At 36.9% G+C, this 14,905-nt stretch carries 11 protein-coding genes; all 11 read right to left on the bottom strand.

What is annotated here, in order from left to right; all coding sequences use genetic code 11:
• Window positions 1–115: 115 nt before the first annotated feature.
• Window positions 116–1,303 carry a methionine adenosyltransferase gene (gene metK, locus BKP57_RS14485; RefSeq protein ID WP_072741809.1) on the bottom strand — a complete coding sequence of 396 codons (1,188 nt, stop codon included), beginning with the start codon at window positions 1,301–1,303 and terminating at the stop codon, window positions 116–118.
• Window positions 1,304–1,318: 15 nt separating this feature from the next.
• A complete protein-coding gene (locus tag BKP57_RS14480) occupies window positions 1,319–1,582 on the bottom strand; it encodes a EutN/CcmL family microcompartment protein (RefSeq protein WP_050351401.1) in 264 nt (87 codons plus the stop codon).
• Between the two features lie 11 nt (window positions 1,583–1,593).
• The gene (eutJ, locus tag BKP57_RS14475) at window positions 1,594–2,436 is read right to left on the bottom strand and encodes an ethanolamine utilization protein EutJ (RefSeq protein ID WP_072741808.1); all 843 of its coding nucleotides are present in this window, start codon (window positions 2,434–2,436) and stop codon (window positions 1,594–1,596) included.
• A gap of 51 nt (window positions 2,437–2,487) precedes the next feature.
• Entirely contained in the window at window positions 2,488–2,763 is a 276-nt protein-coding gene (locus BKP57_RS14470; protein ID WP_050351402.1) for a BMC domain-containing protein, read from the bottom strand.
• Window positions 2,756–3,343, bottom strand: a complete 588-nt coding sequence (locus BKP57_RS14465) for a BMC domain-containing protein (protein WP_198034996.1) — start codon at window positions 3,341–3,343, stop codon at window positions 2,756–2,758. The genes BKP57_RS14470 and BKP57_RS14465 overlap by 8 nt, the downstream gene beginning before the upstream one ends.
• Before the next feature lie 35 nt (window positions 3,344–3,378).
• Window positions 3,379–6,906, bottom strand: a complete 3,528-nt coding sequence (gene nifJ / locus BKP57_RS14460) for a pyruvate:ferredoxin (flavodoxin) oxidoreductase (protein WP_072741807.1) — start codon at window positions 6,904–6,906, stop codon at window positions 3,379–3,381.
• Between the two features lie 35 nt (window positions 6,907–6,941).
• The gene (locus BKP57_RS14455; RefSeq protein ID WP_072741806.1) at window positions 6,942–7,856 is read right to left on the bottom strand and encodes a glycyl-radical enzyme activating protein; all 915 of its coding nucleotides are present in this window, start codon (window positions 7,854–7,856) and stop codon (window positions 6,942–6,944) included.
• 601 nt (window positions 7,857–8,457) lie between these two features.
• On the bottom strand, window positions 8,458–10,986 hold the full coding sequence (locus BKP57_RS14450; protein WP_050351406.1) for a glycyl radical protein: 2,529 nt from the start codon (window positions 10,984–10,986) through the stop codon (window positions 8,458–8,460).
• 410 nt (window positions 10,987–11,396) lie between these two features.
• Window positions 11,397–12,218, bottom strand: a complete 822-nt coding sequence (locus BKP57_RS14445; protein WP_072741805.1) for an MIP/aquaporin family protein — start codon at window positions 12,216–12,218, stop codon at window positions 11,397–11,399.
• Window positions 12,219–12,239: 21 nt separating this feature from the next.
• Window positions 12,240–13,334: a 1-propanol dehydrogenase PduQ gene (locus BKP57_RS14440; protein WP_257786716.1), complete on the bottom strand. Its 1,095-nt coding sequence runs from the start codon at window positions 13,332–13,334 to the stop codon at window positions 12,240–12,242.
• Window positions 13,335–13,398: 64 nt separating this feature from the next.
• Window positions 13,399–14,904, bottom strand: coding sequence for an acetaldehyde dehydrogenase (acetylating) (locus BKP57_RS14435; protein ID WP_050351408.1), 1,506 nt, complete (start codon window positions 14,902–14,904; stop codon window positions 13,399–13,401).
• Window position 14,905: the final 1 nt, after the last annotated feature.

The raw sequence follows: 14,905 nt of genomic DNA, 5'->3' as shown, positions 1-14,905 counted from the left end.
CTAAATATATGACGCATATACGAGATTCTTTGAGTGGAAGCAAAGTTTGTTAATGTTTTATACGACTTAATCGATAAACATTGCTAATATCAGCCATTACTTTACTTTTGAATTCTTAAGCACTTCCGATCTTCTCATAAAGCTGAGAAACATATGCTTTTAATGAATTTGCTTTATCTACCCTTTCCCATGGTAGGTTATGATTGTCTTTAAAATGCCCATATACAGAAGTCTTAGAGAAGATAGGCTCTTTCAAATTTAATGACTCAATCATACCTTTAACAGAAAAATCAAATATATATTTGATCATTACATAAAGTAATTTCTTATTTACTTTCTCCGTATCGAAAGTATTTAAATAAATAGAAGTAGGGTTTTCAACTCCAATGGTATAAGTAAGGGAAATATTACAACGATCCGCTAACCCTGCTGCTACAATATTTTTAGCTACGTAGCGACACATGTAGGCACCTGTCCTATCCACTTTAGAAGCATCTTTTCCAGAAAAGGCGCCCCCTCCATGAGGAATAATTCCACCATATGTGTCTACCATAATCTTTCTGCCCGTTAATCCTGTATCACCTAAAGGACCGCCAATTACAAAGCGTCCTGTTGGATTAATGAGTAAACTGGTACTCTGCTTTAAGAGTCCTTTAGGAATAACAGGCTTTATCACATTTTGCACGATATCCTCAATAAGTTTATGTTGGTCTACACCATCCTTGTGTTGCGCAGATATAGTAATATTTTTGATCCCTATAGGACGATTAAATTCATCATATTCAACAGTTACTTGTGTTTTTCCATCTGGGTTCAAATAAGATAAAGTACCATTTTTTCTTACTTCACTTAACCGTTTTGCAAGTTTATGGGCTAAATCAACGGTCAAAGGTAAGTAACTAGCCGTCTCATTACAAGCAAATCCATACATGACCCCTTGATCCCCTGCTCCTATTTTCTTACAAAAACGGGACTCTATATCGACACCTTGATTAATATCAGCAGACTGCTCGTTGATATTCTTAACAATGATGCACTGATGCCCATTCATCCCCTTTACAGCATTATCATAACCAACAGACACTATCGTATTTCTAGCTATTTCTTCAATTGAAACGATCGCTTTACTTTTTACTTCTCCAGCAATAACTAGCAAATTCTTAGAAATCATACACTCAATTGCAACTCTTGAATCAGGATCTTGACGTAAGTATTCATCCAAAATATGATCTGATATTTGATCACATAATTTATCTGGATGCCCTTCTGTTACTGATTCAGAAGTGATTTGGGATGTTTCCACTTTTTTTCACCCCTTTTATTCATCAAAGGTATCAATAATTCCTACAATAGCAGCGTCGACGATTGTATCTGAACTTTTGGTAATATTTCTCGCTGCACTTCCGAGTGTCACTAAGACATATTCACCCTTGCCGGCGCCCACCTTATCAATTGCTATTACCTCTTGATAAACTTTTTTTGAAGGAATGCGAATCAAATCGACAATCATTAATTTATATCCTGTTAAACTATCTACTTTTTTGGTAGACACTACATTTCCTGCAACTTTTCCAATTTGCATCATTTTCCCTCCTAAAACGCCGTACTTTTAAGTGCAATTCCTAACGGGGTAACATATTTAGGGTGGTTAGGCTGAATAACTTGTAACTGCGTAACAACCTTAAATATCCTCGTGAACTGCGGATACATCATCATCCCACCAACTAAATATATCGTTTTAACTTTTTTTCCATAATCATCAAGGAATTTTTTCGTAATACTTGCCATTTTCTCTGCCACTGGTTGCATAATTAAAAAATTCTCATCATATTTCGTACTATCTCTCTTTAATATTTCTCCTTCTTCTAAGGTTAGCCCGTAATGTCCAGCTAAAACTAACGTCATATGGGTACCACCAGTTGCTTCGTCCCCCGAATATGCAACTTTTCCATTGTTGAATATACTTATCCCGGTAGTACCCCCTCCAATATCAACCACTGCTCCATCCTGTATATTTAAAACAGCTGCAGCAGCTGTTGGTTCATCGAAAATTTCCGTAACCTCCATACCTGCACCATGAATGACATTTTCAATGATTTTTTTATTGTTGCCAACGGTTCCAGGTGGCACAGCGCCTGCAGCCAAAGTCACCGGCCTTTGAAGCTGATTTTCTGCTTTATTCTTCAAGCGCTTTACAATGGATATTGCTTCCATAAAATTAACTACTAGACCATCTGCCACAACACTCGCATCCTCAGAAGCAACAAATACTGGATGATTACTTTCATCTACTACTACTAAAACAATTGATGACGTCCCTAGATCCACTCCTACTTTTATTTTTGTGTTATCTTCAATGATGACATTTGTAGAACAATTAGCCATTTGGCTAACCTGTTTCAATATCGTATTTGTCCTGTACACATTCTTCTTCATACTTTTTCTCCTCAAAGAATTCAGCAAAAAATAACGCCATTACGCTAATCGTTACTTTGTCATGGGTATTATTTTTTCAACGTCGGAGTGGGGTCTTGGAATAACATGTGTAGAAATTACTTCTCCCACATTTTTTGCAGCCATAATGCCTGCATCAACAGCAGATTTTACTGCTCCTACATCCCCTCTTACTAGAACGGTTACCAAACCCGCTCCAATTTGTTTATAGCCGATAATTTGAACATTAGCTGATTTAACCATCGCATCTGCGGCTTCAATGGCTCCAATAAATCCTTTTGTCTCTATCATTCCTAAAGCATCATTCATTTTCTTTTCCTCCTATTGTTTCACTTTTATTTTTCTGGGTACGCGTGTTTGATTTTGTAGTCGTTGTTCTCTTACTAGTTGTACTCACTCGTTTAGACGATTTAACGGGCTTCGTTTTATTTAGATCATTGTTAGCTTCGACCGCTTTTTGTGGCGATTTAGATTTCGTTTCCTCTTTTCTATCATTTATTTCTTTCTCTTCCGTCTTTTTGGATTGTTTTTTATTCCCGTTGGCTAATTCCTCAAGATCAGAAGTTTTATTCACAACCTTTTTCCGGGTACGTGATGCCTTTTTTTGGTTAAAAACATTTTTGAGCAGCTCATTTCCATGATCTGCACTTTGAAAAATATCATCGATTGGTCTTGGAATAACTTTAGAAGAGACAAGAGAATTTTTAAAAGCAGCAACTTTTTCCCCTGCCTCTATCGCAGCATTAACTGCTCCTATCTTTCCATTTACAGCAATCATCATCCATCCAATTCCTCTGGTGATGTTTAACTTTGTTAATTGAACATCAGCTGCTTTTAGCATCGCATCTGAAACTTCTATGGAGGAAACAAGTCCCCTTACTTCTATCATTCCTAGTGCGTCCCGCATCCGCTCACCTTCTCACATTAATTTTTAGCACACTTATACATTTCTTGAATCATTTGATAGCGATTATACCTTTTACGCGCATCTGCTTCATTTTCTTGAAGTAGTTGGTCAGCTTCATAAGCATTCAAATTTTCACTTGTTGCAAACCGCTTTTGAGTTAAAAGAAATCCACGGAAGGCTCCCCAATTTGGTTGTTTTGAATCGAACTTCATTGGGTTTTCACCTTGTAAGATTAAGCTGGGATTAAAACGATACAATGGCCAGTAGCCACATTCTGTTGCTTTTTTCCCTTCTAGCAGCATATTATCTTTGTTGCCGTTTAATATGCATGGACTATAAGCTATAATAATGGATGGACCTGGAAACTCCTCCGCCTCCGTTAGAGCTCGAATGGTTTGCTGAGGATTTGCAGGTAAACATACTTGTGCAACATAAACATGTTCATAGTTCATGGCAAATATTCCAATGTCTTTCTTTGCTTCCTTTTTGCCGCCTGATGCTAACTTTAGATTAGCTCCTTTCGGTGAAGCTTTAGAAGCTTGCCCACCCGTGTTCGCATATCCTTCATTATCCAAAATCAAAATATTCACATCTTCGCCTTTTGACAGCACATGATCAATGCCTGCAAAATCAATATCATAAGCCCAGCCATCACCGCCAATGAGCCATTGGGATTTCTCGATTACATAATGCCTTTTCTGATAAATACTTTCCAATATCTCTGAGTCCGCTCTTTCTTTATCTATGATAGAGATGAGTTTTTTTGATAGCTCAAACTGCTTTTGTTTATCAGAAGTACCTACCAACCATTGATTGAAAATATCCTTTACGTGATCCATTTGTAATGGGTTCCCTGTTTCTTTCTTTATTAACATCTTTACTTGGTTTTTAATTACCTGATTCCCAATTCGCATACCCATTCCAAATGCGGCATTATTTTCAAACAGGGAATTCGCCCATGTTGGTCCTTCCTTGTCTTGATTTAGGGTATAAGGTACAAATGGTGTCGATCCTCCCCAAATAGAAGAGCATCCTGTTGCATTAGCAATAGATAAACGTTCACCAAATAATTGTGTGAGCAGTTTTATATAGGGTGTTTCGCCACATCCAGCACATGCATTTACAAACTCAAACAATGGCTGTCTGAACTGGCTTTCATGAACCGTATGTCTTGCATTTGTTTTCCTGTCATTTTTTCTAAACATTATGAAATCCCAATTTTGCACTTCACGCTGGACATGGTTTTCCTTTGCCTCCACCATTTTAATCGCTTTATTTTTGGCCGGACATATGGATTCACATAATGAGCATCCTGTACAAAAGTTTGGGTTTACCTGAATTCTAAAGTGTTGGTTTTTATTCTTTTTTTCAATAGAGGTGCTCATTGTAGTTGGTTTGTTTGCGTTCTCCTCTTCATTCAAAACAAATGGACGAATAGTAGCATGAGGACAAATAACAGAACAAAGGTTGCATTGTATACAACTCTCACTGTTCCATTCAGGAATTTTATCCGCATAACCGTGATGTTGTTTCCAACTTGTTCCTAAAGGCAGACTTCCGTCGATCATTCCTGAGTCAATGATATCTTTTGTTGTAATGCTGGCTCCATTTAAATTTTTCATTGGGTGAATAATTTTTTCTGTAAATAAATTTTTTACGTGGATAGGCTCCGAATCCTCTTCCAGAACTTCATCACCCATTTCTTTCAACTTTACTTTTTTTATCCAATAAATAGATTCGCCCATCGCTGCATACATGTTCTTCTTATAAGCAGGGTGCTTGGATAACTTACCTCTATCTAGAATTTCTTGATATGTTTCCTTCGCTTTTTGAAATTCCAAAAAGTTAGTAAGACCAAGCATCGCTGTCATCATAATTGTATTTAAGATGGGACCTAACTCATATTTACGTGCAAGTCTGTTGGCATTAATTATATAGAAGTTTATCTTGTGCTCTATCAAATATTTTTTCACATGGTGAGGTAGCCTTTTATCTATTGCCTCTTCCCCCATAGAAGTGTTTAATAGAAAGGTTCCCTCTTCCTGTAGCCCGTCTAGAACATCATATTGTTTCAAGTACTGCTCTTTATAGCAAACTACCATATTGCTTCTCTTCACAAAATAGGACGATTGGATCTTATCATCGGCTATACGTAGATGAGATAATGTCATATTTCTCGTTTTACTTGGGCTATAATAGAATTGTCCTTGAACATCCTTTTCTGTTTCCTCGCCAATTATTTCAATAAAATGTCCTGCACCAGTTACTGCGCCATCCGAACCAAATCCCCATATTTTCGCCTGAAAAGTTCTCCAATCGGTCAAATCTTCCTCCCCATATCTTTCCAAAGATAGACCTGTCACATTATCATCTATACCGATAGTAAACCTTCTTTTAGGATGTTTTTTTTCAAGTTCGATAAAAATGGAACGGATCTGATCGGGAGTCACTTCTTTTGAACCTATGCCATACCTCCCACCAATTATTTTTGGCGGAATGTCCAAACTGTTACAAGCACTCTGTACATCTAAAAGTAAAGGTTCTCCAGTGGACCCAGGTTCTTTCGTTCGATCTAAAACTGCAATCTTTCGTATACTTTTGGGAATTAAGTTTAAAAAGGTATCCGTAGGGAATGGTCGATAAAGATGAACTGCCAGCAAACCATATTTTTTGCCTAATGCATTTTGTTCACAAACTACTTGCTTAATCGTCTCCTGAACAGAACCCATAGCAATAATGACATATTCAGCATTTTCTGCACCTTTATAATCTACAAGCGAACATTGAGTACCAAACAACGGATTTAATTTGCGAATTATTTGCTTGATGACAGACTCCATGTTCAGGTGAATAATGTTGCTAGCCTCACGTTGCTGAAAAAAGATATCTGGTGTTTCTGAAGCACCATATACTTTAGGAGCAAAATTGGACAGGCTATTATTTCTAAAAGCATCTAGCATTTCATCATCTACATATTTGTATAATATGTCATAGCTAGGTACTTCAATTTTTCTAATTTCATGGCTTGTTTGAAACCCGTCAAAGAAATGAAGAATTGGTAGTCTTCCTTTTATTGCAGCTAGATGAGCGGCTGTACTAAATAATGCAACTTCTTGTACATTACCTGAAGCAAGCATTACAACTCCTGTTTGTCTTGCCGCCATTACGTCACTATGGTCTCCATAAATACTTAAAGCGCTCGTAGCGATAGAACGGGAGGAGACATGAATAACTGCTGGCAAAAGTTCCCCTACTAATTTATAAAGGGTAGGAAGCATTAATAATAATCCTTGGGAGCAAGTATAGGCAGTTGCCAGTGCACCTGATTTCAACATCCCATGCATTGCCCCTGCAACCCCAATTTCTGATTGCATAGAAATGGTATGGACAGGATAATGAAATATATTGTTCTTCCTCTCTGCAGACCATTTTTCTATTTGTTCAGCCATAGGAGAAGAGGGGGTTATTGGGAATAAAGCGGCTACATCAGTAAAAGCATAAGAAATATAGGCTGCGGCATGATTCCCATTCATTATTTTCTTCATTTTTCCCATCTCCTAGAAGTAATCAGTCCATTCATTTATCCGCCAATTTTACAGCTCAGTTCCATTCCTTCTACCAATTCCTTTAATATGTTCATTTTTTTATCTGATGGCGGCTCCATGTTTTCCATCTTATAATCATTATCCAGAGAAGCGTATTTATTCGCACCATAACCATGATAAGGAAGTAAATGAACCATCTTTATATCACCTAATTTTTTTGCGATCATAGCAATCTCCGCTATTTCCTCAGGTGTATCATTAAATTTTGGGATTACTGGAACTCGAATGGATAATTCTACATTAGGGTAGTTAGCAATTATTTGTGCATTCTTTAGAATAAGATCATTCGGTTGCCCAATATGTTTATAGTGTTTCACACTATTTGCATGTTTTATATCCAGTAACACTAAATCAAGATGGGGAAGAACTTTCTCTAACGCCTCTTTACTTGAAAAAGCAGCTGTTTCAATCGCGGTATGCCACCCTTCTCGCTGACACGCTTGTAATAACTCCGCGGCGAAATCAGGCTGGGCCAATGCTTCTCCACCAGATAACGTAATACCTCCATTTGATTTGCGGTAATGTATTTCGTCTTTTCTAAGTTCTCTTATGAGTTCCTCTACGGTCATTTCTTTCCCAGTCATGGTTAAAGCTCCGCTAAAACATACATTGGCACACTTCCCACAATCTATGCATTTATCACGATCAATGGTTACTCCAGGTGTAAAGGAAATAGCTCCTACTGGACAAACGGGCTCACATAGTCTGCAATCAATGCAATTTTCAGTAAGAACCATTAATTGGCGATTAAAATGTTGACTCTCTGGGTTACAGCACCATTCACATCTTAAGGGACATCCTTTAAAAAATACAATCGTCCTTATTCCAGGACCATCATGAACTGAAAAGCGTTGTAAGTCAAAAATAGTTCCTGTTTTATTCTTTATCATTCTCTTTACCCTCCCTCTATAAAGTGAATTCAATCAGTGGGGGTTTTCCTTCATCCATTTAAAGTAGTAAATTAAAGGTTATAATCAAAGGCGTCCTTGAAAAAGAAAAACTTGATTTCTGTTTATCAAAACTCCTCAGGTAAACACCTTGTTTGCCACAAAGGAAACGGGGATTTGTTACCTTTCGTAAACTTTGTTGTTCTGACTTAAGCACCATAAAGTAGTCTTACAGTACCTTACATTAGAGATAAATTTAATTATGTTTAGAAAAACTTGGCTTGTCGCCAAGTCTTATGGCGGAAGCCTTTGTTTTTCTTATACTATAAACCAAAAAAATCTTATACTTTCCTATAGTGTAAAAAAGATTCTTTTATGTTTACTTATTCCTCCAATAACTGATTTGGAGGGATGTTTTAATTGGATGAAGAGCAATATATCAATTATTTGTTAAGTAAACAACTGTTAATTCCTCGTAAATATTTTAAGAGAATGTTCAAAAAACCATTAATACAAAAGTAAAAGCTTTGTCTTCGCACATCCATAACCTATAAGCTTTTCAATATATCTTTTTTTGAACACTCTCTTTAAGCAGCATGTTCGGTTAAAATTGTTGTTCTGTACGTGCTATGATATCTTGTTGAATACTTTTATCCAGAGAAACAAAATGGGCACTATATCCTGCTACACGAACTACAAGATTCTTGTATTTTTCTGGGTTCTTTTGCGCATCTAATAATGTTTCCTTACTAACCACATTAAATTGGACATGCATTCCTTTTTGCTCGAAATAACTACGGACTAATGCTGATAAGTTTCTTAAACCTTCTTCCCCAGCTAAGGCTGATGGATGGAATTTTTGATTTAGCAATGTTCCATTAGAAGCAATATGATGATCCAATTTAGCTACAGAGTTTAATGCTGCTGTAGGGCCATTTTGGTCACTTCCAGATACAGGTGAAACACCGTCTGCTAATGGCTCACCTGCAAAGCGTCCATCTGCTGAGGCTTTCGTTTCTATGCCACAAGAAACATTGGCTGATACTGGATATAACCCTGGTTGGAAAGTTCCTCCACGTGGGTTTAAATATTTTTGTACTTCTTTACAATAGATAAGTGCAACCTTTCTCACCATTTGATCCACCACGTCGATATCATTACCGTATTTCGGTGCACCGTTAATTAATAATTGACGTATATATTCTCCATCCTTTTCATTCATGGGTTGACTTGCATTGGTATCTTTTTTCTTGATGTTCGTATCGTTGTCATTAAGTAGATCTTTTAACATCTCTACTAATTCATCGGTCGAGAGTTGAGATAAATCTTTGTTCGTTCCAACAGGTTCGCTATTTGTGATTGCTTGGTTTTGCTCTTTACCAAAATTGGTATCTAATGCATTTTTTAACTCATGAATAGAGAGCTTGTTATCCTCATAGATTAATTTTTTAATCGCCATTAATGCATCTCCAGCATTCGCTATCCCTACACCTTGTGGTCCAGTAAAATTATATTTTGCTCCACCTTCTTGTAATGACAAACCTTTCTCGATACAACCTTCTACCATAGAGGATAAAAATGGTAAAGGTGCACGCTCTCCGTGCGCAACATCTACAGAATTATCGGCATTGACCAATAGCTTAACAAAGTATTTCATTTGCTCCTCAAATGCACTTTTTAATTGATCAAAGGTTGTAAATGATGAAAAATCACCAGTGGATAAGCCTATTTTTTCACCATTCGCATAGCCATTATTTAAAGTAATCTCCAGAACCTTAGGGATATTAAAGAATGCCGCATCATGCCATCCCTCTGTTTTCCCACCAACTTGTGGTTCAACACAACCAATAATGCCATAATCTCTTGCGTCAGTAAGTGAGATACCTCGATTGACTAATGACGGAATAATAACTTCATCACTATAATAAGCAGGCATTCCTAATCCCAAACGTGATACCTCCCCAGCTTTATGAATTAAAGATTCAGGGGTCTTATTCCATATACGAATAGAAATGGATGGTTGTGGTAATCTAGTATTGGCAGTAGCTTGTAAGCAAGCATACGATAATGGGTTTGTTGCATCCATTCCCTCTTTATCTTGTCCACCTACGATTAAGTTTTGGAACATTGGATATCCACCAAATGCCTTCGTTGATGCTTCATCGCGGATTTTATTTACATCATTGAATTTCACCCATAATACGTCTAATAATTTTTGCGCTTCTGCCTCGTCTAGTCGACCATTTTCTACATCTTTCTTATAAAATGGATACATATATTGATCAAAACGCATCGGCGAAATCGAATGACCATTTGATTCAATTTGAATAACTGCCTGGATAATCCAAAAAGATTGAAGTGCTTCATAAAATGATGTTGCTGGATTTGCTGGAACACGTGCACAGTTTGCGGCAATCTGTAATAATTCTGATTTCCTGTTCGAATCTGTTTCTCTATCCGCTTCTAATTTTGCTTCATCTGCTAATCGTCGGGCATAATTCATGACAGCATCTAATGAGATACTCATAGCTTTTAATGTTTGAGACTTTTTAACTATTTCAGGATCCCCGTAATCCAGACTTTTCAAAGCAGTACATACCTCTTCTTTAATTCCTTTCAAGCCTTTTTCCAACACAAGCTTGTAATCGACAGAAATATGACCCACACCATTAAAATAGTAGTTTCCAACCGTAAATACTCCAGCATTCATGGCATTCTTCGTTTCAGGAGACATTAATTCCGTAGCAAGCTCATTTGTAGTTCTTCCTTTCCAATATTTAAATGCCTCTGATAAATCTTGTTTTACTTGTTCAGGAACTATAAATTTATCCCCAGCCCTTTTTTCAATACGATCAAATTCATCTTCTAGCCAATCGTTTGAAAATTCCGGGAAAATTTGCGTTCCACGTGGTGACGTTGCTAGATTCCCTACAATTAATTCATTTGGGCGAATAACAACTTTCATCTTACCTAAGATATTTTCTAACGCTTTAGCTCTTCGGATTATCATGGGCTGATTTTCTGTTTGCTGATAAGATTCTGTTACTAATAAAGCTCTTTCTGATTCAACAATTGGATCATGATCATAGAGATGGTCAATTAATTGTTCAATACGTGAAGCTGTTCTTAGCATGTCTACTTCTCCTCTCGGGTTTTCATTTAAGTACGTGTTCAAAAAGAATGTAAAAAGGATCGAGGTTGGCCAAGGTCTCAGGCGTCCTTGAAAAAGAAACACACTTTTTCTATGTGCGATGTATTGCTGTCGTAGCTTTTCTTGTCCTGTTACGACACTAGCACGTTTTGAGCGACTGAGTTCGAGGGGCGAAGTTTCGAGATGTATGCTTGTAATAGGGTGTACTGGCTTCTATGTTGCCCACAGCGTGGGCAGTTTTAAAAGAAGATACATATGCTATACAGATACATGAGCACAAGTGAAGCTTCCTCGAAACACATTTTGACGTAGGACCTTTTACAAGGAACGGAGAAACAAGCCAACTAAAAATATCGATGTGTCATTTTTAGTGCACTTTTTGAACAACCTCTTTAAATATATTTGGGCTTCTCTTCTTCTACTCTCATTTCTTTTACTTTTGTTTTGTTTTCCATAGTTGGCACAAGAACTTTAAAGTACACGACTCCTGCGAAAATAGCTCCTAATATTGGTGCGAGAATCGGTATAATTAAACCATAATAATTCGGACCTAGTGCTACTTCTCCCCAGCCACTGATTAAAGTGAAAATTCTTGGACCCAAATCTCTTGCTGGATTCATAGCAAAGCCTGTTAAAGGTCCAAAGGCTAGCCCACACACCGCTATGGTTAAACCAATTATTGTTGCTCCAAGTCCACTGGATTGAACATTCGTATTATTAATTACAACAAATATGACTAACATTAAAATCATCGTAATAAGGAATTCAATTCCAAATGCTGTTAGTAAATTAATATTTTCTGCAGGAAAAGTCACAAATATATTCGCTGTCATCGCCCCTGAGCTTGTATTACGAACAATGGATTCCGTTTTCTCATAGTTTGCAATAATGGAATGATAGAGCCCGTAATTACAAACAGCAGCAAAAAAAGCTCCTATAATTTGTGCTAAAATATATGGAATCACTTTACGAAAAGGAAACTTATTCCATATTGCCATTGAAATGGTAACAGCTGGATTTATATGTCCACCCGATATATGCGCAGTACAATAGATAGCTAAAGCAACACTAATTCCCCAAACCATGGCCATTTCCCAGTAAGTAATACCTATGTCCATCATAATAAGCACAGCAACGGACCCAATACCAAGAAAGACGAATAAGAACGTACCAATTGCCTCAGCAATACATTCATTAAATAAATTCTTTTTCATAAGCTTTTTTTATCCCCTTCCTTAGTATAATGATAAATAAAGACCGGCCAATTCTTCTCTTGTTGGCACTCTTGGATTTGTAGTAGTACAATCATCCTGTAGCGCAAAATCAGCAATGAGATGTTTATACTCATAATAGTTGTCTTTTTCAATCGCTAATTCTGAGAAACCTTTTTCAATGGTTAATGCTTCATTTAAAAAGTTTATAGCGGAAATAAGACTCTTTGTGCCTTCCTCTGGTGTAGCTGCTGGTAAGTTGAGGAATTGGGATATTTCTTGATATTTATTTGCCGTTGGCGTGAGTTTGCCATCACATCCTGCATTGTAAGCTATTACATGTGGAAGTATTAAAGCATTGATCCTTCCATGAGAAATATGGAAAATACCACCAATGGCATGGGCAATACTATGACTAATTCCGAGAGATGCATTCGTAAAAGCTATACCAGCTAATGAAGAGGCCTTATGCATTTTATTGCGGTGTTCTATCTTACTTCCATCTCTAAATACTTCTATCAAACTTTCAAATACTAGCTTAATTGCTTTTTCAGCAAGCGCGTCAGTAAATTCAGTCGCTTTCGTCGATACATAAGCTTCGATTGCGTGGGTAAGTACGTCCATACCGGTATCAGCCGTAACTTTTGGCGGAACTGTTTTCACTAAATCCACATCCAATAAGGCAATATCTGGAATCATTACTTCATTTATAATGGGCTTTTTTTCTAACCCATTCGTAATAACTGCAAAGGAAGTCACTTCACTTCCAGTTCCACTTGTAGATGGAATGGCTATAAACAATGGTCTTTTTGCATCCCTGTCTATTTTGCTAAAAGACAGGATCATTCCCTTTGCAGCATCAATGGCTGATCCCCCGCCAATAGCAATTAGCACATCTGGTTTAAACGTCATCATTTCATGTAACCCTTCTGCAACTGTACTAAGTTGCGGATCTGGTGTGATCTTATCGAAAACTTTGCATGAATTATTTTGTTGCAAAATTTCATTTTTAATGATTTCGATAAATCCCAGTTCTTTCATCATCGGGTCTGATATAATAAAATATCTATTTCCTTGACACGTTCTAAGAAAATCTTGTGTCTTAACATCAAATAGCATCTTAGGTTTAACAAAAAAAGAATTCATATATTATCACCTTTTTATTATTTTCTACCGCTTTTACCTATGCTTCCTCTTTTGCTAATTTTTGAAGTGCAACTTCAATTAACTGTGCAATCTCTTTTTTTGAAATTTCTTTATTTAAGGAATTTAAATCTATATTATTTTGCCCATTGAATGTTATATCTTGATTCAATGTGAACCGTATATCTTCTTTTTCTCTTATTCCATAAGATGCACGACGAATGTTCAGCAGATTTAAAGGGGTGATATTATCAGACGTTGAACTTCCTCCAACAGTTCCACAGCCTAATGTTAATGCAGGAGATAGGTTTGTAGTAGCTCCAATACCGCCTAAAGCCCCTGGTGTATTAACTAAAAATCTGGACACAGGTTTCCGAAGTGCAAATTCACGAATCACCGCTTCATCGGACGAATGAATACACAAAGTATGTCCTATGCCTTCAACATTTAATAATTCAATACAGCGATCGCATGCACTTATCCAATCATTTTCTGTATAAAATGCTAATATGGGACATAATTTTTCACGAGCATATGGATTTACTTTTGATACTTCCGTTTGTCTAGATATTAAAACCGTTGTATTATCAGGAACAGTAATATCTGCCATTTGAGCAATGCTGTAAGCCGTTTTACCAACAATCTTTGGATTCATTGTCCCGTTAGATCTTAAAATAAATTTCGATAATAATTGGCTTTCTTTCTCATTTAGGAAATATGCTCCTTGTCGTTTAAATTCTTGGATAACTTTACTTTCACTAATTTGTTCAACTACAACAGATTGCTCTGAAGCACAGATAACTCCATTATCAAAGGTTTTACTGGAAATAATACGAGATACGGCCTTTTCAATATCAGCGGTTCTTTCAATAAAGGCAGGCCCGTTTCCTGGTCCGACGCCAATTGCTGGATTACCAGAGCTATAAGCCGCCCGAACCATTGCTCCGCCTCCTGTTGCAAGAATTAAAGCAACATCCTTATGTTTCATTAATTCAGATGTTCCTTGCATACTTAAGATGGTTAACGTTCCAATAGCGCCTGCTGGAGCACCAGCTTCTATTGCCGCCTTGTTTAAAATCTTTACCGTTTCCAAAATGCATTGTTTTGCTCCAGGATGTGGAGAAAATACAATTGCATTTCTTGCTTTAATTGCAATTAGTGCCTTGTAGATAACGGTTGATGTGGGATTTGTAGAAGGAATTACCCCCGCTATCACGCCAAGCGGAACAGCAACTTCCATCACCTTTTGCTTCTCGTTATCATTTAAAATACCCACAGTTTTCATATTTTTGATGCTTTCATAGACTTTCTCACTAGCAAATTTATTTTTAATTATTTTATCTTCAACATTACCAAATCCAGTTTCTTCATGTGCTAACATTGCTAACTTTTCAGCATTAGCAAAAGCTGCTTTAGCCATATGCTCAACTATCTGATCAATATCCTTTTGACTCATTTCAGCCAATTCAGCTTGTGCTTTTAGCGCAGATGCAATTAGTAATCTAGCTTCTTGGATTGATTGAAGGTCCTTATCAAATTCTGGCATT

The organism is Virgibacillus sp. 6R (genome assembly GCF_001895305.1).
Lineage (GTDB): Bacteria > Bacillota > Bacilli > Bacillales > Amphibacillaceae > Virgibacillus > Virgibacillus pantothenticus.
This window is presented reverse-complemented; position numbering and strand designations above follow the sequence as displayed.

What these genes read in the sequence shown, in the direction of transcription:
- BKP57_RS14480 (WP_050351401.1), bottom strand. Translation starts at nt 1,582, where the DNA reads ATGCAAATTGGAAAAGTTGCAGGAAATGTAGTGTCTACCAAAAAAGTA.
- eutJ (WP_072741808.1), bottom strand. Translation starts at nt 2,436, where the DNA reads ATGAAGAAGAATGTGTACAGGACAAATACGATATTGAAACAGGTTAGC.
- BKP57_RS14470 (WP_050351402.1), bottom strand. Translation starts at nt 2,763, where the DNA reads ATGAATGATGCTTTAGGAATGATAGAGACAAAAGGATTTATTGGAGCC.
- BKP57_RS14465 (WP_198034996.1), bottom strand. Translation starts at nt 3,343, where the DNA reads ATGATAGAAGTAAGGGGACTTGTTTCCTCCATAGAAGTTTCAGATGCG.
- nifJ (WP_072741807.1), bottom strand. Translation starts at nt 6,906, where the DNA reads ATGAAGAAAATAATGAATGGGAATCATGCCGCAGCCTATATTTCTTAT.
- BKP57_RS14455 (WP_072741806.1), bottom strand. Translation starts at nt 7,856, where the DNA reads ATGATAAAGAATAAAACAGGAACTATTTTTGACTTACAACGCTTTTCA.
- BKP57_RS14450 (WP_050351406.1), bottom strand. Translation starts at nt 10,986, where the DNA reads ATGCTAAGAACAGCTTCACGTATTGAACAATTAATTGACCATCTCTAT.
- BKP57_RS14445 (WP_072741805.1), bottom strand. Translation starts at nt 12,218, where the DNA reads ATGAAAAAGAATTTATTTAATGAATGTATTGCTGAGGCAATTGGTACG.
- BKP57_RS14440 (WP_257786716.1), bottom strand. Translation starts at nt 13,334, where the DNA reads ATGCTATTTGATGTTAAGACACAAGATTTTCTTAGAACGTGTCAAGGA.
- BKP57_RS14435 (WP_050351408.1), bottom strand. Translation starts at nt 14,904, where the DNA reads ATGCCAGAATTTGATAAGGACCTTCAATCAATCCAAGAAGCTAGATTA.